The following is a 16,726-nucleotide window of genomic DNA, read 5'->3' on the forward strand; positions in this document are numbered from 1 at the left end:
CGGACAGGCCGTGCCATTGCTGGCGGCGCCTCATCCGAACCAATCAGGTCGGTGAAGGCGTTCCGCTTGTGGTCTGTCTGGCCCGTCGTTCCCTCTTTTCTTTTCATCTAAGCGCCGATCTGTCTCCATCGCGAGAGCCAGTTTGATGGGAAGTGAAGGTGCCAGTTTCAATCGGCGCGGCGCTCGCCTAAGCTCGATCCGCTCTCATGCCGCGAGGCTTTTCCGATGCAGATATCAAGGCGAAGGCGCCAAGCCTTTCCGATGGACGCGCTGATCATCGATCGAACAATCGATGAACCGATTCATCGCCAGCTCTATCGGCAGATTGCCGCGATGATCCGTGGGCGTCGTCTGGCACCGGGATCGGAATTGCCGTCGACGCGCGCGCTGGCCGAGGATCTGGGCCTCGCCCGTAACACTATCGTCGGTGCATATGACCAGTTGGCGACGGAAGGCTATCTTGCAAGCCGGCAGGGCGCGCGCCCTGTGGTCATCGACCTGCCCGTGAACTCGACCGATCAAGGCAGAAAACCCGTGGCCACGGCAATCTATCGCCCGCTTTCCAGGCGCGGCGAGAGCCTGATGCAGCAACCCTTTCATCACGGATCGCCGGGACGCTTTGCCTTTCATCCGGGCATGCCGGACCCGCAAAACTTCCCGTTTGGCGTCTGGGGCAGGCTGCTCGCACACCGGGCAACGTATGGCGCCGACATGTTGTTCGGCACCTATCATGTGACCGGCCTGCCGGCGCTCAAGGAGGCAATTGCCGGCTACCTGATCTCGGCCAGGGGGGTGCGGTGTTCTCCCGAACAGATCGTCGTGACGACGGGAGCGCAGGCGGCGTTCGATCTGCTGGCGCGTTTGCTGCTCGATCCGGGCGACACGGTCTGGCTGGAGGAACCGGGCTATTACGCGGCCAAGGCGACTTTCACTGTCGCTGGCGCCAATATTCTGCCGCTTGTCGTCGACCGCGATGGCTGGCAGATGAGCCAGCCCGAGGTTTCACCGCGCCTGATCTATGTGACGCCCGCCTGCCAGCATCCCTTGGGGATCACAATGCGCATGGACCAGCGGCTGCGGCTGTTCGAAATCGCCGAGCGCAACAATTCCTGGATCATCGAGGATGATTTCGACGGCGAGTACAGATTTCAGGGAAGGCCGGTCCCCGCCATACAGAGCATGGATTACGCTGACCGGGTCATCTATGTCGGCACTTTTGCCAAGTTGCTGTTTCCGGCGCTCCGGCTGGGGTTCATGGTCTTGCCCGTCGCCTTGTGCGAGGGCATTCCGCATGCCCTGAGCACCACCGGGCAGTTCGCACCCCTGGTGCTTCAGGCGGCGTTGGCCGATTTCATCGATGAAGGCCACATGAGCCGCCACCTCAAGCGCATGCGTCGCATTTACGCCGAGCGACGCAAGTTTTTCTACGAATTGTGCGAGACCGAACTGGCCGATCACATGACCCTTTCGGCGGCGGAAGCCGGAATCCAGGTCGTTGCCTCGCTTCACGCAAGTTGCGACGATCGGGCGGTCGTGCATTGCGCAGACAAACTCGGTGTCAACACATCGCCGCTGTCGAAATATTACTGGTCATCCTCCGGCAATGGCCTGGTGCTTGGCTATGCCGCCTGCAACAAGGCCGAGAGCGAGGCGGGAATCCGACGTCTGCGCCAGGCCATCGAGCACGTGCGGAATTTGTCATGAGCTCGCCTGCCCGCGATGAACCAGTGGTTGGCCCTCGATTTGAACAGTTTCCGCGATACTGGGCCGAACTGCAGGGCGGGCTCGAATTGAGGTTCGATGATGTCTTCCTGTGGAACTGCCGCGGCGACATATGGGCGATGGCTCCGGATGGCTGCACGACCGTGCAATTGCCCGGTTCACCGCATGTCATCGGCCACAATGAAGATGGCGACCCGGATTTTGCCGGCCATTGCGCACTGGCCCATGTCGCTTCCGAAGGCGGCAATGCATTCACCGCCTTCGTCTATCCCGGCTCGCTGCCCGGCCATACATTCGCGGTCACGTCGAGAGGGCTTGTGCAGACGGTCAACAACATCCGGCCGCTAGCCGGCGGCGCGGGAACGCCGCGCATGGTGCTCGCCCGAGCTATGCTCGACGCACCCGGTCTCGACGCGGCGCTGGCGCTGCTCAGATCGGCACCGCGCGCTGGCGCCTTTCATCTCACCTTGGCGCAAGCTGGAGACGAGCGGCTTCTCAGCGTCGAGTTCACCGCTCAAGCCCTGTCGGCCGATCGTGTCGAAGCGGCGCGTGTCCATTCGAACCATCTGATCCATGCCGACACCGGACGCATGTCGCAGATCGTCACCGGTTCGTCGGGCGTGCGCCAGCGGCGGGGCGAAGCGCTGCTGGATCAGGCGCCTCAGTCTGAGCCGCAAAGCCGCGCGCTCGGCATATTGTGGGACGCGGCGGACCAAGAGCTGCCGATCTATCGCACCGATCCGGCCGACAGTGATGTCGAGAATACACTCGCAAGCGCCGTCTTCCGCGTCGGGGCTGACAAGGTCGAGTGGGCTGTCTACGATGCAACACACGAAGCAGCGCGCTTCGAAATGCGGGATAGGCTGGTGCCTGTCGCGACGTGAACAGGAACGGGGCAATGCCAGACGAAGTCGTCGCTGAGTCGCCGCGCACCATCGAGGATCTGAGAGCGCTGGCGCTCTCGGTCGGCCGCGACGAAGCAGTCCAAGGCGCATGATGTCTTCGCCAAGCTGGTCGAGGCGCCCGAACAGTCCGCTGTCCGCTCGATCTCGGAACTTGCCAGTCAGTTCGGCATCAATCCGTCGACGCTGACCAAGCTGGCCAAGCGTCTCGGCTTCGAAGGCTTCAGCGATTTCCAGGCCGTCTTCCGCAAGGCCATCGCCAACGACCAGCAATATTTCTACAGCCGCCAGGCAGGAAGGCTGATGACCACGCCGTCGGCAGGCGGCGCCGAAGTCGAGGTCTTCGAGCGGCTGGCGCGGGAAACGGCGGCGAATGTCGACGGCTTCCTCGGCCAGTTGGACGGTGCCTCGCTGAAGGGCGCGACCGCGCGGCTGGCCAGCGCGCGGCGCGTGCGCGTGCACGGTGTCCGCCAGTTCCATTCGCTGGCGAGCTTCCTCACCTATTGCCTTGGGATGGTACGCTCCGACGTGGCGCGCCGCGGTTGGGCGTCGCCGAAGCGCTGTCACAGCTAGAGCCGGGCGATGTGGTCATCGTCGCAAGCTGCGCGCCCTATACATGCAGCGTCGCCGAGGTCGGCCGGGTTGCAACTGCGAACGGCCAGAGCGTGATCGCGATCACGGATTCCCGATCCTCGCCGCTCGTTCCTCCGGCCGAGCATGCCTTCTTCATCCCGCACGCCAGCAGTTTTACTCGAGCAGCATGGGCGCATATATTGTCTTTTGCGAAGCGCTGCTCAACCTCGTCGCCCGCGAACTGGGCGATAAGGCGCTAAACTCACTGGCCGGGCGCGAGCGGCTCATTGCGGAGATGAACATAGAGGTTGGCTGATCGCGGCAGCCGCTCTGCTTTCAGCAAAGCCAAGTTCGGTCTGGATGATCGCGTCGACATCCTCGGCTTCTGACCGCGATGCCAGCTTTCCGGTGCGTTCAAAGCAAAGGCTGGCCGGCCGAGATGCAAGGCTACATTCGCCCCGTGGAACATGTCGTCTTAGTCGGTGGGCGATCCATGCTGAGTTGTGGCCCGTTACAACGACGCACCCTGTACTGTTCGAGGCTCGCGGTGATCGCCAACTCCAAAAGCGTTAGGGTTGGAGGCGCAGTCAAAACCGATCCGAAGCAAATGCCGCCAAGCGCGCCGTATCTCCCCGCCCAGCGATCACGTCGGCGACCAGGCAGGCAGTGATTGGCGCCAAGGTGAGCCCGAGATGACCGTGGCCGAAGGCGTGGATGACGCCGGGAGTATTGCGCGACGGCCCGATGACCGGACGCGAATCGGGCAGCGACGGACGGAAACCCAGCCATTCGGATGACGGCCGGCCGAGTTCGGGAAAAATTTGCCGCACACCCCGATCGAGCAGCGTCAGCCGTCGCGGATTTAGAGGCGCCGCAAGCCCGCCGAGTTCGACTGTGCCAGCAACTCGCAGCCTCCCCTCCATCGGCGTCATGTAGAAGCCGAGATCAACCGGGCATACCGGCCGGTTGAGCAAAGGCGCGGCGGTCGGAAATTCCAGATGATAGCCGCGCTCGGTGTCCAGCGGGATTCTATCGCCCGCCTGCGTGGCGAGTGCCCGCGACCAGGCGCCGGCCGCGATCACTGCAGTCCGCGCGACGGTGGCAAGGCCCGGGCCGCTCAGCCGGACGCCGCCGGCCTCCGACATCAGACCGGTGACCTTCGCCCGCAGCAATTGGACCCCGAGGTCCGCAGCAGCCGCCGCCAGCCGCTGCATGACCGTCTTGGGATCGCAGACATTGATCGAGTCCGGGAAAAAGAGGCCCTGCGCCTGAAACTCAGCCAGTCGCGGTTCCAGCGCGGCCACCTGCTCGGCGGTCAGAACCTCCTGGTGGACGCCAAGCTTGGCGCGCATGGCCCGTCCGCCAGCTGCGGCAGCGAAATCGCTCTCGCTACGGTAGATGTAAAGGCAGCCGTTGCGGCGCAGCAGGTCGGCGACGCCAGCCTCGGCCGCCATCTCCTCCCAGGCCGGCAAGGACTCGGCAAGCAGTCCGGCGAGCGCCAGCGCATTGGCGTGGGTGGCCGCCGGAAGCGACTGCCGGACGAAGCGGAGCAGCCACGGTGCGAGCTGGAAAAGTGCCGCCCAGCGCAACGCGAAGGGGCTGTCGCGATCGAAAAGCAGCTTCGGCAGCGCGCGCAGCACTCCCGGGTTGCCGACCGGCATGCAGGCGTACTCGGCGACCGTTCCGGCATTGCCGAACGAAGCGCCCGAGCCCGGCTCGTTGGGATCGATAAGCAGCACCTCGCGGCCTTCGCCGGCAAGCCGCAATGCTGTCGCTAGACCGACGACGCCGGCGCCGACAATGGCGATCTCGACGGTTTTCGGTGCCGCGGCGGGTATGGAGATCATGATCTAGACGAAGCCAGGCAGTTGCAGATGGCCGGCCGCGAGCAGCTCGGCCATTGTGGTGAGTGCTGAACGCAAATCATCCTGGGAACGCGCGGCGCCGACATTGATGCGCACGCCATGCTGCACCGGCTCGCGCCCGACCGCGAAGGCATCGCCCGGTAGCACGGCCACGCCGCGTTCCAGGCAGGTGCGAGCAAAGCCGGCGCCGCGCCAGGGCTCGGGCAGGCGCAACCAGGCATGGGTCGATGTCGGATGCGCCTGGATGTCGAAGCGGCCGAGGATCTCGCTCAGGATCGTCTGGCGCTGGCGCAGCTCCTGTTTCTGGATCTCGATGATGCGGGCCGCCGCCCCCTCCTCGATCAGCCTCGCGCCGATCAGCGCCGTCAATGGGCTGATGCTCCAGCAGTTGATGCGCAGCGCCGCCGCGATCTGACCGGCGATCGGGCGCGGGGCGATGACGAAGCCGAGCCGCAGGCCCGGCGCCAGGCATTTCGACAGCGCGCCGAGATGGATCGTCAATTCGGGCTCAAGACTGGCGAATGACGGCGGCGGATCATCGGCCAGCGGCCGGTAGACGTCGTCCTCGATGATCAGCACGTTGTGGCGCCGGGCGACCGCGGCAAGCTGGTGCCGGCGCTCCTCGCTCAGCGTGATCGTCGTCGGATTGTGCAACGTCGGCACCAGGAACACCGCGCGCGGACGCAATTGCACGCAGGCGGCGTCGAAGGCATCGGGGCGCATGCCGCCGCGATCCATGGCGACGCCCCGCAAGTCGAGCCCGTGCACGCGGCAGAGCGCGTTGATACCCTGGTAAGTCACCTCGTCGGCGAGCACGACCTCCCCTTGCCTGGTGACGGCACCGAGAACGCAGTCCAGGCCGTGCTGGGCGCCGGCGGCCAGAACGACGCGGCCCGGGTCGCCATCGCCGGCGACGGATTTCAGCCAGTCGGCTATGGGCGCGCGTCCCCAGAGCGGTCCTTCCGGCGGATGGTAATCCTGCAGTGCGGCATAGTGCCGGTCCTTGGAAAGGCGCGGCAGCAACGCTGCGACCGCATCGAGATAGGCGGAAGTGGGCGGCCGGTTCACGGAAAGGTCTATGATGCCGGTCTGGTCGCTCGGCGCCGATACGAAGCCGGGCCGCTCGACGACGTCACGGGCGGCGACGGTCGTGCCGCGTCCAGGGCGCGCCTCGAGCAGGCCCTGCTCCTGCAGGGTCGAGAGCGCACGCGTTACCGTGGTGACGTTGATGCCCAGCGCCCGCGCGATCTCGCGCTGCGGCGGCAGCCGGTCGCCGACCGCGAGCGTGCCGGCGGCGATGCGTTCCGCGATCGCGTCGGCAAGACGGCGGTAGACCGGACTTTCATCCTCCGCGAGGCGAAGATCTTGAAGCATGCGGGATTCGAACCAAGGCTGACGGACGTGTCACGGTGGGCATCTAACATAAGACATCGGCCCGTACAATAGAGCTTGTCTGACATATATTCGCAAGATAGCCGATCAAAATAATCATACAACTTTGCAAAAACTCCCTTGACGGACAAAGTTGTCCGCATCTATGGTCGATTTCAGCTTAATTGTGTGACCATACAAGTCGGACGACCTGCCTAGTGGCAGGCTGGTTCCCGGGAGGACGAGGCATGGATCGCAAACCGCATCTCGAATCGATCGGCCGCGTCCAGGATTGCAGACAATGAGCACCGGCCAGGCCGCTATGCCGGCCACCCCGGCCATGGTCTCGCTTGCCGCTCCGGCCACCAGTGCCGCCGGCCGGGGATTTGTCGAGTTCACCGACGTCGAGAAATCCTATGACGGCCGCACCTTCGCGGTGACGCGGATGAACCTCACCGTAGCACGCGGCGAATTCCTGACGCTGCTAGGCCCTTCCGGCTCTGGCAAGACGACGACGCTCAACATGCTCGCTGGCTTCGAGCGGCCGACGCGTGGCACGATCACGCTGGAAGGCCGGCCTGTCGACCGCCTGCCTCCTTATCAGCGCAACATCGGCATGGTGTTCCAGAACTATGCTCTGTTCCCGCACATGACGGTCGAGGAGAATGTCGCCTTCCCCCTCTCCGTCCGCCAGGTGAGCAAGGCTGATATCGCAGCCCGCGTGGCGCGCGCGCTCGACATGGTGCGGCTCAGGCAGTTCGGCGATCGCCGGCCGTCGCAGCTTTCCGGCGGCCAGCAGCAGCGCGTGGCGCTTGCCCGCGCGCTGGTTTTCCAGCCGAGCCTGGTGCTGATGGACGAGCCGCTGGGCGCGCTCGACAAGAAATTGCGCGAGCACATGCAGCTCGAGATCAAGCAGTTGCACACCATGCTCGGCGTCACCGTCGTCTATGTCACGCACGACCAGAGCGAGGCGCTGACGATGTCAGACCGCGTCGCCGTCTTCAACCAGGGCGGCATCGCTCAGCTCGGCTCACCCGACGACCTATACAACACACCGCAAACCTCGTTCGTGGCGAGCTTCATCGGCGAGAACAACACGCTGGAAGGAGTCATCGACCGCGTTTCAGGCAAAGAGTGCCGCGTCAGGCTGAATGGCGGCGGAGAACTCACCGCTTTGGCTGTCGGGGTGACGCAAGGCGCTGCCTGTCACGTCGCCATCCGGCCGGAGCGGCTCACCCTCGCGGCGGCACCCGCCGTCGGCAACGCGCTCTCAGCAACCGTCGACGGGCGCATCTATCTTGGCGACCACCTGCGCCTCCTGGCCAGACTCGCCAACGACCAGGTGCTGACCGTGAAGGTCGGTCCCGAAGCGACGATGGCAAACGGCGAGGCCGTGACGGTCTCCTGCGCGCCCTATGATTGCCGTGCCTTTCCGGTCGATGCCGAAAGGGGGGGCGCCATTCCAAAACAGGGGAAGACGACATGAAATATGTGAGGAAATATCTCATCGCGCTCGCGACCGCCACGGCGGTCATGACGATCGGCCACGCCGCCCTCGCCGAGGAGCTCTCCATCATGGCGAGCGGCGGCGCCTGGCAGGACGCGCAGCGCAAGGCCTGGTTCGAGCCGTTCAGCAAGGAGACCGGCGCCAAGATCCTCGAGCAGGAATATCTCGGCGATCTCGGCAAGGTCAAAGCCATGGTCGAGACCGGCAACGTGCCCATCGATCTTGTGACGGTGGAGACCGCGACCGTGCTCCAGGGTTGTGACGCCGGCATCCTTGAGCGGCTCGATTATTCCAAGATCGCGCCGCGCGACAAATTCATCCAAGGCTCGGCGCTCGATTGTGGTGTCGGGCTCGACGCTTACGGCGACATCCTCGCCTATGATCCGACGGTGCTCAAGGAGGCGCCGACCTCGGTCCTCGACCTCTTCGACATCAAAAAATTCCCAGGCAAGCGGGCCATGCGCAAATTCCCGGCGCAGAACCTCGAATGGGCGCTGATGGCCGACGGCGTGGCGCCTGCCGATGTCTACAAGGTGCTGGCAACGCCAGAAGGCGTCGACCGCGCCTTCAAGAAGCTCGACACCATCAAGAAGGACATCGTCTGGTGGGATGCCGGCGCGCAGCCGGCGCAGCTTCTCGCCTCCAAGGAAGTAGTGATGACCACGGCCTGGAACGGCCGCATCCAGAACGCCATCGACACCGATAAGAAGCCGTTCAAGATCGTCTGGAACGACCAGATCCTCGAATACGACATGATCAGCATTCCGAAGGGCGCGCGCAATCCGGAGCTTGCCTACAAGTACCTCGCCTATATTAGCAAGCCCGAGAACAACGCCAAGCTCGCCAGCTACATCACCTACGGACCGGTGCGCACCGACGCCGCGTCCTTCGTGGCGGCGGACGCGCTGCCGAAACTGCCCAACGCTCCGGACCATCTCAAGGGCGCCTATCTTGTCGCCGACACCGAGTTCTGGGGCGACTATGGTGAGGATCTCGTCAAGCGCTTCAACGCCTGGCTTGCCCAGTAGGGGGCAAGGATGTCGGCGCTCCAGCCCAGCGAACTCGACCGGCCGACGCTGGCCCGCGACCGGTCTGCCGCCGACGCGGATCTCAAATCCGTGTCGGCGGCGCTCCGCCGCGTCGAATTCGGCGACCGGCTGCGCTCGCTGGCGCTGGCGGCGCCGCTGCTTGTGCTTCTGGCACTGAGCTTCGGCATCCCGATCGTGCTGCTATTGTCGCGCGCGGTCTACGATCCGACCATTGCAGATGCTTTGCCCAAGACGACCACGGCCCTGGCCGGCTGGAACGGCCAGGGCCTGCCGGGCGACGATACCTTTGCAGCGCTCGCGACGGACCTCAAGGACACCAAGGCCAAGGGCACGGCCTACGAACTGGCCAAGAGCCTGAACGCCCGCCTGCCGGGCGCGCGCAGCCAGGTGCTGAAGACGGTGCGCAAGCTCGAAAGCGCCGACGGCCAGGCCGCGCTCGATGCCCTGAAGTCGGTGCCGTTTTGGTCGGCGCCGGCGACCTGGCCGGCGATCCAGAGCGGCACGCACTGCTTGACCTCCTTCTACCTGCTCAGCGCGCTGGATTTGCGCTGGAACGCCGATGGCGGCATCGAACGCGTACCACCGGAGCAGGCGATCTTTATCCAGGTGTTCCTGCGCACCTTCTTCGTCGCGGCATCTGTGACGCTGGCAACGTTGATCCTCGGATTCCCGCTCGCTTATCTCATAGCCAACGTGCCGAAGGGCTTGGCGGCGATCCTGATCGTCGCGGTGCTGCTGCCGTTCTGGACCTCTATCCTGGTGCGCACCGCCGCCTGGACGGTGCTGCTGCAGAAGTTCGGGCTGGTCAACGACTTCCTGTTGTTTATCGGCATCGTCAGCGACCGGCTCGACCTGATGTACAGCCGCATAGGGCTCATCATCGCCATGACGCATATCCAGCTCCCGTTCACATTGCTGCCGATCTACAGCGTCATGCGCACCATTCCGCCCTCGCAGATGAAAGCCGCCTATTCGCTCGGCGCCAGGCCGTTCACCGCTTTCCGCCGCATTTACATTCCGCAGGTCTTCCCGGGCGTGATGGCCGGCTGCCTGCTGACCTTTATCCTCTGCCTCGGCTACTACATCACGCCGGCATTGATCGGCGGCGCGAGCGACCAGCTGATCAGCAACTTCATCGCCAACTATGTCAACGTCGAGTTGAACTGGGAGATGGCGGCGGCGCTGAGCTTCATATTGCTGGTGTTCACGCTGGCGCTGTTCGGCATCTTCGCCCGCATCCTCGGCCTTGATCGCCTGAAGCTGGTATAGCCATGCTGCTCTCCCCCTACCCCACCACCGGCGAACGCATCCGCGTCACCCTGCTCTGGCTGTGGTGCGGGCTGGTGATGCTGTTCCTTCTGGTGCCGATCCTCATCCCGGTGCCGCTCTCGTTCAACAGCGGCGCTTTCTTCATCTTCCCGCTCGAAGGCTTCTCGACGCGCTGGTACGAGGTGGTGCTCGGCACGCAGCGCTGGCAGTCGGCGATCGGCAACAGCCTGATCGTCGCATTCGGCACGACGCTGATCGCAACGACGCTCGGCACGCTGATTGCGACCGCGCTTTCCGACGAGAAATTCCCGGGGCGCCGCATCATCATGCCGCTGCTTTTGTCGCCGCTGATCGTGCCGGTGGTGATCACCGCCGTCGGCTCGTATCTGTTTTACGCCCGCGTCGGTCTGGCCAGCACCTATGCCGGCATCATCCTGGCGCATACCGCGCTTGCCAGCCCATTCGTGGTGGTGACGGTGGGCGCGAGCCTCACCGGCTTCGACCGCAACCTGATGCGTGCCGCCGCGATTTCCGGGGCCAGACCGCTGACATCGTTCTTCCGGGTGATGCTGCCGCTGATCCTGCCCGGCGTGCTTTCGGGGGCGGCCTTTGCCTTCGTCACGTCCTTCGATGAGGTGGTCGTCGTGCAGTTCCTGGCCAGCGCCAGCCAGCGCACCATGCCGCTCGAAATGTTCATTGGGCTGCGCGAAAAGCTGAGCCCCGCGATCACCGCCGCCGCGACGCTGATGATGGCGCTGTCGATCATACTTTTGGTGGTCGCCAACCTGTTGGCGCGGCGCGGCAGAAAGGCATCTAACCGCTGAACGGGATTCGCTGCCGTTGGTGCGTCGAGGCGTCAAAGGATCTAGCTAAAGTCATATTCGAAACGGCCAACCACCACCTTCATCGCAGGCAACGTCCACTTTCGGAGAGCGGAAAAGCGGATCACTATGGCCGACATTGACGCAAAGCTTCCGTCGCGTCGTGGAAAACCTAGCGTTTCCAGATGTAGGAAACACGGTAACGCTTTAGCGATTCGACCCCTCGGACAACCTAATATCGGCTCGGGCGGCTCTGAGATCGCGAGGAAAATCGCTGGGGGGTTAGTTTTGGTCGGAGGGAGGGGTTCGAGTCCACATTGTGGGGCCCTCTCAAAAGAATGCAGCAAATCAATGTGACGTGCTCCCCTGAATTGTCCTTGCTTTGAGCCTGTTCCGCGGATGAGGAGACAGGCAATGAAACGATCGAGATTTTCTGACGAACAGATCATCGGCATTTTGAAGGAGCACCAGGCCGGGCTCTCGGCGACGGAGCTTTGCCGCAAATACGGCGTGAGCGACGCGACCTTCTACAAGTGGCGCTCAAAGTATGGCGGCATGGATGTGTCGGAGGTGAAGCGGCTGATGGCTCTTGAGGAGGAGAACGGCAAGCTGAAGCGTCTGCTGGCCTATGCGATGCTCGACATCTCGACCTTGCGCGAGATGCTCGGAAAAAACTTCTGACGCCTGGGTCGAGGAGGACCGCCGTGACCTGGGCGATTGAGAACAAGGGCTATTCGCAGCGCCGGGCTTGTGGGCTCGTCGGTATGGAGCCGCGGGTTTACCGCTACCGTTCGAGCCGGCCGCACGATGCAGGCCTGCGCGAGCGGCTGCGGGAATTGGCCGCTGAACGCCGGCGCTTTGGCTACCGTCGGCTGCACCTGCTCCTGAAGCGCGAAGGCGTGGCGGTGAACTGGAAGAAGCTCTATCGCCTCTATCGCGAGGAGCGGCTGACGGTGCGCAAGCGAGGTGGCCGCAAGCGGGCATTGGGCACCAGGGCGCCGATGGCAATCCCGCAGGGCGCCAACCAGCGCTGGAGCCTCGACTTCGTCTCCGACACGCTGACCGATGGCCGCCGCTTCCGGATCTTGTGCGTCATCGACGACTTCAGCCGGGAGTGTCTGGCGACGGTCATCGACAACTCGATCTCAGGCGAGCGTATCGGCCGCGAACTCGACATCATCGCCGAGCATCGCGGCTATCCCCTGCATGATCGTGTCGGACAACGGCACCGAGTTGACCTCGAACGCCATCCTGGCGTGGCAGGAAGATCGGCGTGTCGAATGGCACTACATCGCGCCCGGCAAGCCGATGCAGAATGGCTTCGTGGAAAGCTTCAACGGGAGGCTACAACCCGATCCGTCAAGGATCACAACGTGAACAGGGCTAACTTATAGACGCGGACAAAACGGGGAGCACGTCATGTCGATAGAGGCTGATCGAAAAGTCAAAGTTGCGGATGTTGCGCGTGACATGCACGGCGTAAATCCAGGAGCGGAATGCTGGCAATCTTTTTATGCTGGTCGCCATCCACCAGCATCAGGGTTCAAGCCACGGCCTGTGCACCAGTAATCTCGACAAGCGATCCGCACATGAACTGGGCTTCGTCCGACGCGAGGAAGGCAACGAGTGCTGCGACTTCCTCTGGCTTTCCAATCCGGCCGAATGGGACAAGCCTGTCGAGGTCGGCAATCGTTCTGCCGGAGCGCTTCACGCCAGCCTCCAGCATCGGCGTGTGGATCTCGCCCGGACACACGGCGTTGACGCGGATCTTGTGCGGCGCGTAATCGCGGGCGAGGTTCTGCGTGAAGGACGCAACCGCGGCTTTCGTCACATTGTATGCGATATGGTTGGGCGCGGGATGCAGCCCCCATTGTGATGCGGTGTTGACGATCGCACCACCGCCACGCTCGATCATGTGCGGCAGCACGGCCCGGCAGAGGTAGAACATCGAGTGCAGATTGACGTCAAAGCAGGCGTGCCAGTCGCCTTCGGTTAGAGTGAGTAGGTTGCCGCGCCGGTTGATGCCGGCGTTGTTAGCAAGAATATCGATGCGTCCGTTGATGCGCAGGACATCCGCAACCAGATCGGCGCAGGCAACCGCGTTGGAAATATCGGCACAGATTGCGCGCGCCTTGCCGCCTTTCGCGGAGATGTCGGAGGCCACGGAACCAGCCGAGCCCAGGTCCATGTCGATAACCGCGACAAAGGCGCCTTCATCGGCGAGGCGATGTGAAATCGCCGATCCGATCCCGCCACCGCCACCCGTGACGATGGCGACCTTTTGTTCGAACCGCTTCATTTCAAACCTCTTGGATCCTGAAGGCATTTCATCTGATGTAGCTGGCGCCGTTGACGTCGAGCGTTGCGCCGCTGAGCGAGCGTTGCGAGGGGCGCAGCGCAAAGCTCACCAGCTCGGCGATTTCGGATGGCTCCGCCATCCTACCGATTGGAATGTCGGCGACCGCCGCCGCTTCGCCAAAGCGCGACACGAATTCCCTAGCCATTTGCGTCCGCACCCAGCCTGGCGCGATCGCTATCGCCACAATGCCGTCGGCGCCGAAACTGCGGGCGATCGATCTGGTGAGATTGATGAGCGCCGCCTTGGCCGCGCCATAGGGCATCGCTTCGGCACTGTAGCCGCGCTGGCCGGCGCGGCTCGCCATGTTGATGATGCGGCCGCCGCCATGCGCTCGAAAGTGAAGGATCGCAGCCTTGCAAAGGTCGGTAACGGCGAAAAAGTCGAGCTGAAACTCCCGGCGCCAGGCCGCTTGCCAGTCGTCGAGATCAGCCTCGACGGAAATCTCGGTGCGCACGCCCGCATTGTTCACAATGGCGTCGACACGGCCGGCAAGCCCGACGGCCTGGTTCCACAACCCTATTGGCCCCTCAGCGGAGGCCAAGTCTGCCTGAACCGTCCATCCGGCCCCGCCAATCTGGTTGAGGAGGATGTCCGCGCCGTGCTGGTCCCGGCCATAGTGGATGATCGGGCGGGCACCTTCCTGCACGAGCTCTTGGACAATCGCGCTGCCGATGGCGCCGGAAGCACCAGTCACAAGAACGGTCTGGCCGCTCAGAGGTTTGCTGTGGGACGACATTGAATCTCCAATCAACCGAGTTCGCCGACCTGCGGTCCCCAGCTATCGGAGAGCGCAAATCCAAAGGCGAACGGGTCATCGTCGTCCAGGCGCAATTGTTCCCGGCCATAGATCCATGCCTGACCGGTGATCCTGGGTAGCACCGCAGCCCTGTCACCGACCATGGTCAGGCCGATCGCCTCTGCGAGAAACTCGCCACCGATGATGGATCGCGACTTGCGCACATCGCCGATCTGGAGCTCGCCCCTTGCGTGCAGCACCGCCAGATTGGCAGAGCTGCCGGTGCCGCATGGCGAGCGGTCGACACGGCCGGGTTTCAGCGTGGTGCAGGTGCGCACCGCGCCGTCGTCGTCGCGTCCGCGAAACATCACATAGGCGATCTCGTCGATGTCGGGCAATTCGGGATGCTGCACCGAGATTTGCTCCGCCAGCAACGCCTTCAATTCGATGCCGGCTTCGGCAAGGGCGCGAGCGTGGCGTGGCGCGATTTCAAGCCCGACCTGTTCGACATCGACGATGGCATAGTAGACGCCGCCGTAGGCGATATCGGCCTTGAGACACCCCCAGCGCGGCGTTTCGATTGTCTGGTCGAGGGCCTCGACGAAGGCCGGCACATTGTCGAGGCTGACGGAAAGACAGCGGCCGTTCGAACAGCGAGCGTGGGCGACGATCAAGCCGGCTGGTGTGTCCAGCCGGACGACGGTTTCCGGCTCCTGAATAGTCACGCGGCCGGATTCCAGCAGCGCGGTCACGACGCAGATGCAGTTACTTCCCGACATCGGATGCGCCCGGTCGGCCTGCAGCACGATGAAGCCGGCGTCCGTGTCCGGCCGGCAGGGGGCGACAAGCAGGTTCACCGACATGGCGACGCTGGCCCTGGGCTCAAAGGTCACGAAGCGGCGCAGGCTGTCGTCGACGCTGTTGATGTAGTTCATCTTGTTGAGCATCGTCGCGCCGGGAATCTCTGGCGCGCCGCCGACGATCACCTTGCCGATCTCGCCCTGGCAGTGCACCTGCAGCAGTTCGATGGACCGTTGCCAATTGGGGGCCGAAAGAGAATTCATTTGATGTACCAGCCCCATGGGTCCTTGCCAGTCATCCGGGTGATCTGCTTGGTCTCAAGATAGTTTTCCAGGCCCCACCGCCCCAGTTCGCGGCCGATGCCCGATTGCTTGTAGCCACCCCAGGGCGCTTCTGTGAAAGTCGGCTGCGAACAGTTTATCCAGACGATGCCGGCGCGAAGCGCCGCCGCCACGCGCTCGGTGCGCTCGTCGTCGGCCGACATGACAGCGGCGGCCAGCCCAAAGCGGCTGTCATTGGCCAGCGCGACGGCTTCGGCTTCGGTCGAGAAGGAGCGTACGCAGACGACCGGACCAAAAATCTCTTGGCGCCAGGCGTCGCTGTCGAGCGGTGCGTTGATGATGATCGTCGGCTCGAAAAAGTAGCCCTTGTTGAACCCCGGCGCCCGTTGGCCGCCGGCCGCTATCGTGGCGCCGGCGCTACGCGCTTTGTCGATCGCGCTGAGCACCTGATCGTGTTGACGCTTGGACACAAGCGGTCCGAGCAACGTTCCAGTCGCCAGCCCGTCGCCGATCTTGATCTTCCGGGTTTCCTCGACGAGCCGCCGCAGAAGCCTGTCATATATGCCGTCCTGGACGAGCACGCGCGAGGTCGCGGAGCAGACCTGGCCCTGGTTCCAGAAGATGCCGAACAGAATCCATTCAACGGCCTTTTCGACATCGGAATCGTCGAAGATCAGGAACGGCGATTTGCCGCCAAGTTCGAGACTGACTTTCTTGATGTCACGCGCTGCCGCCGCAATGACCCTCGAGCCGGTCGGCACCGAGCCGGTAAAGGCCAGCTTGTCGACATCCTTGTGGTCGATCAGGGGCTGGCCGGCATCCATTCCAAAGCCGGTCACAATGTTGAGCACGCCAGCGGGCAGCCCAACATCATCGGCGATGGCGCCGACCTCAAGCGCCGTCAGCGGCGTCAGTTCGGACGGCTTGAGCACCATGGTGCAGCCGGCTGCCAGAGCCGGTGCGACCTTCCAGGAGGCCATAAGCAACGGGTAGTTCCACGGGATAATGGCGCCGGCAACGCCGATCGGCTCCTTCACCGCCCTGGACGCGAAGCGGGCATCCGCAAGCGCGATCGGCTCGGCGCCGTTAGCATCCAGCCCCTCGGCCAAACCGGCATAGAAATCGAAGCAGCCGGCGGCGTCCGCCACATCCCAGTCGGCCTCGGGCAAGGGCTTGCCATTGTCAATGACTTCGAGCTGCGCCAGTTCGGCCTGGCAAGTCCGAATTCCATCGGCGATGGCACGAAGATACCTGGCGCGTTCGCCGCCCGACAGCCGCGGCCAAGGGCCTTCATCAAAGGCCCTGCGGGCGGCCGTCACTGCCGCGTCGATGTCTTCGGCCGTGCCGGCGGGCGCATGATGGATGATCTCCTCGGTGGCAGGATTGATGACCGCGAAGGTGCCGCCCTTGATGGGCTTGCACCATTGTCCGTCGATATAGAGGTCAGTCCGCATCTGATTGTCTCTTGAT

14 protein-coding genes and 3 pseudogenes are annotated in these 16,726 nt (G+C 63.7%); 11 read left to right on the forward strand and 6 right to left on the reverse strand.

All coding sequences use genetic code 11. The features are described from left to right. Positions 1 to 261: 261 nt before the first annotated feature. The 6 genes and pseudogenes from LB543_RS02520 to LB543_RS33840 all read left to right on the forward strand — a co-directional run bounded on the left by LB543_RS02520 (position 262) and on the right by LB543_RS33840 (position 3,513). A complete protein-coding gene (locus LB543_RS02520) occupies positions 262 to 1,704 on the forward strand; it encodes a PLP-dependent aminotransferase family protein (protein WP_224612899.1) in 1,443 nt (480 codons plus the stop codon). Further along, the gene (locus LB543_RS02525; protein WP_224612910.1) at positions 1,701 to 2,606 is read left to right on the forward strand and encodes a C45 family autoproteolytic acyltransferase/hydolase; all 906 of its coding nucleotides are present in this window, start codon (positions 1,701 to 1,703) and stop codon (positions 2,604 to 2,606) included. The genes LB543_RS02520 and LB543_RS02525 overlap by 4 nt, the downstream gene beginning before the upstream one ends. A 162-nt stretch (positions 2,607 to 2,768) precedes the next feature. Continuing rightward, positions 2,769 to 2,828 (forward strand): annotated as a pseudogene (locus LB543_RS34035) (hypothetical protein); the annotation flags it as partial. A 99-nt stretch (positions 2,829 to 2,927) separates the two neighbouring features. Continuing rightward, complete coding sequence (locus tag LB543_RS02535) at positions 2,928 to 3,197, forward strand: hypothetical protein (RefSeq protein WP_224612912.1); 270 nt, start codon at positions 2,928 to 2,930, stop codon at positions 3,195 to 3,197. 11 nt (positions 3,198 to 3,208) lie between these two features. Continuing rightward, positions 3,209 to 3,304 (forward strand): annotated as a pseudogene (locus tag LB543_RS02540) (RpiR family transcriptional regulator); the annotation flags it as partial. Positions 3,305 to 3,384: 80 nt separating this feature from the next. Beyond that, entirely contained in the window at positions 3,385 to 3,513 is a 129-nt protein-coding gene (locus tag LB543_RS33840) for a hypothetical protein (protein ID WP_263498589.1), read from the forward strand. A gap of 271 nt (positions 3,514 to 3,784) precedes the next feature. Here LB543_RS33840 and LB543_RS02545 read toward each other — a convergent pair whose 3' ends face one another. Further along, on the reverse strand, positions 3,785 to 5,044 hold the full coding sequence (locus tag LB543_RS02545; RefSeq protein ID WP_224612915.1) for an NAD(P)/FAD-dependent oxidoreductase: 1,260 nt from the start codon (positions 5,042 to 5,044) through the stop codon (positions 3,785 to 3,787). A gap of 3 nt (positions 5,045 to 5,047) precedes the next feature. Continuing rightward, positions 5,048 to 6,436 (reverse strand): PLP-dependent aminotransferase family protein, encoded by a 1,389-nt coding sequence (locus LB543_RS02550; protein ID WP_140764409.1) that lies wholly within the window; start codon positions 6,434 to 6,436, stop codon positions 5,048 to 5,050. 298 nt (positions 6,437 to 6,734) lie between these two features. Between LB543_RS02550 and LB543_RS02555 the strand changes: the two genes are divergently transcribed. From LB543_RS02555 to LB543_RS02575, 5 genes and pseudogenes are all read left to right on the forward strand, one after another. Further along, positions 6,735 to 7,919: an ABC transporter ATP-binding protein gene (locus LB543_RS02555; protein WP_411908734.1), complete on the forward strand. Its 1,185-nt coding sequence runs from the start codon at positions 6,735 to 6,737 to the stop codon at positions 7,917 to 7,919. Continuing rightward, positions 7,916 to 8,968: an ABC transporter substrate-binding protein gene (locus LB543_RS02560; RefSeq protein ID WP_140812973.1), complete on the forward strand. Its 1,053-nt coding sequence runs from the start codon at positions 7,916 to 7,918 to the stop codon at positions 8,966 to 8,968. Before LB543_RS02555 ends, LB543_RS02560 begins: the two co-directional genes overlap by 4 nt. Before the next feature lie 9 nt (positions 8,969 to 8,977). Then, the gene (locus LB543_RS02565; protein WP_224612917.1) at positions 8,978 to 10,258 is read left to right on the forward strand and encodes an ABC transporter permease; all 1,281 of its coding nucleotides are present in this window, start codon (positions 8,978 to 8,980) and stop codon (positions 10,256 to 10,258) included. A gap of 2 nt (positions 10,259 to 10,260) precedes the next feature. Beyond that, entirely contained in the window at positions 10,261 to 11,082 is an 822-nt protein-coding gene (locus tag LB543_RS02570; protein WP_224612919.1) for an ABC transporter permease, read from the forward strand. A gap of 411 nt (positions 11,083 to 11,493) precedes the next feature. Next, positions 11,494 to 12,435 (forward strand): annotated as a pseudogene (locus tag LB543_RS02575) (IS3 family transposase); the annotation flags it as partial. 187 nt (positions 12,436 to 12,622) lie between these two features. On the opposite strand, the gene LB543_RS02580 reads toward LB543_RS02575, so the two are convergent. From LB543_RS02580 to LB543_RS02595, 4 genes are read right to left on the reverse strand one after another with little or no spacing between them, the layout of a single operon-like run. Beyond that, positions 12,623 to 13,378 (reverse strand): SDR family NAD(P)-dependent oxidoreductase, encoded by a 756-nt coding sequence (locus LB543_RS02580; protein ID WP_224612921.1) that lies wholly within the window; start codon positions 13,376 to 13,378, stop codon positions 12,623 to 12,625. 28 nt (positions 13,379 to 13,406) lie between these two features. Next, positions 13,407 to 14,174: an SDR family NAD(P)-dependent oxidoreductase gene (locus LB543_RS02585; protein ID WP_140812969.1), complete on the reverse strand. Its 768-nt coding sequence runs from the start codon at positions 14,172 to 14,174 to the stop codon at positions 13,407 to 13,409. An 11-nt stretch (positions 14,175 to 14,185) separates the two neighbouring features. Continuing rightward, the gene (locus LB543_RS02590; protein ID WP_224612932.1) at positions 14,186 to 15,238 is read right to left on the reverse strand and encodes a proline racemase family protein; all 1,053 of its coding nucleotides are present in this window, start codon (positions 15,236 to 15,238) and stop codon (positions 14,186 to 14,188) included. Next, complete coding sequence (locus tag LB543_RS02595) at positions 15,235 to 16,710, reverse strand: aldehyde dehydrogenase family protein (RefSeq protein ID WP_224612935.1); 1,476 nt, start codon at positions 16,708 to 16,710, stop codon at positions 15,235 to 15,237. Before LB543_RS02595 ends, LB543_RS02590 begins: the two co-directional genes overlap by 4 nt. Positions 16,711 to 16,726 lie beyond the last annotated feature (16 nt).

The organism is Mesorhizobium sp. ESP7-2 (assembly GCF_020164715.1).
Lineage (GTDB): Bacteria > Pseudomonadota > Alphaproteobacteria > Rhizobiales > Rhizobiaceae > Mesorhizobium.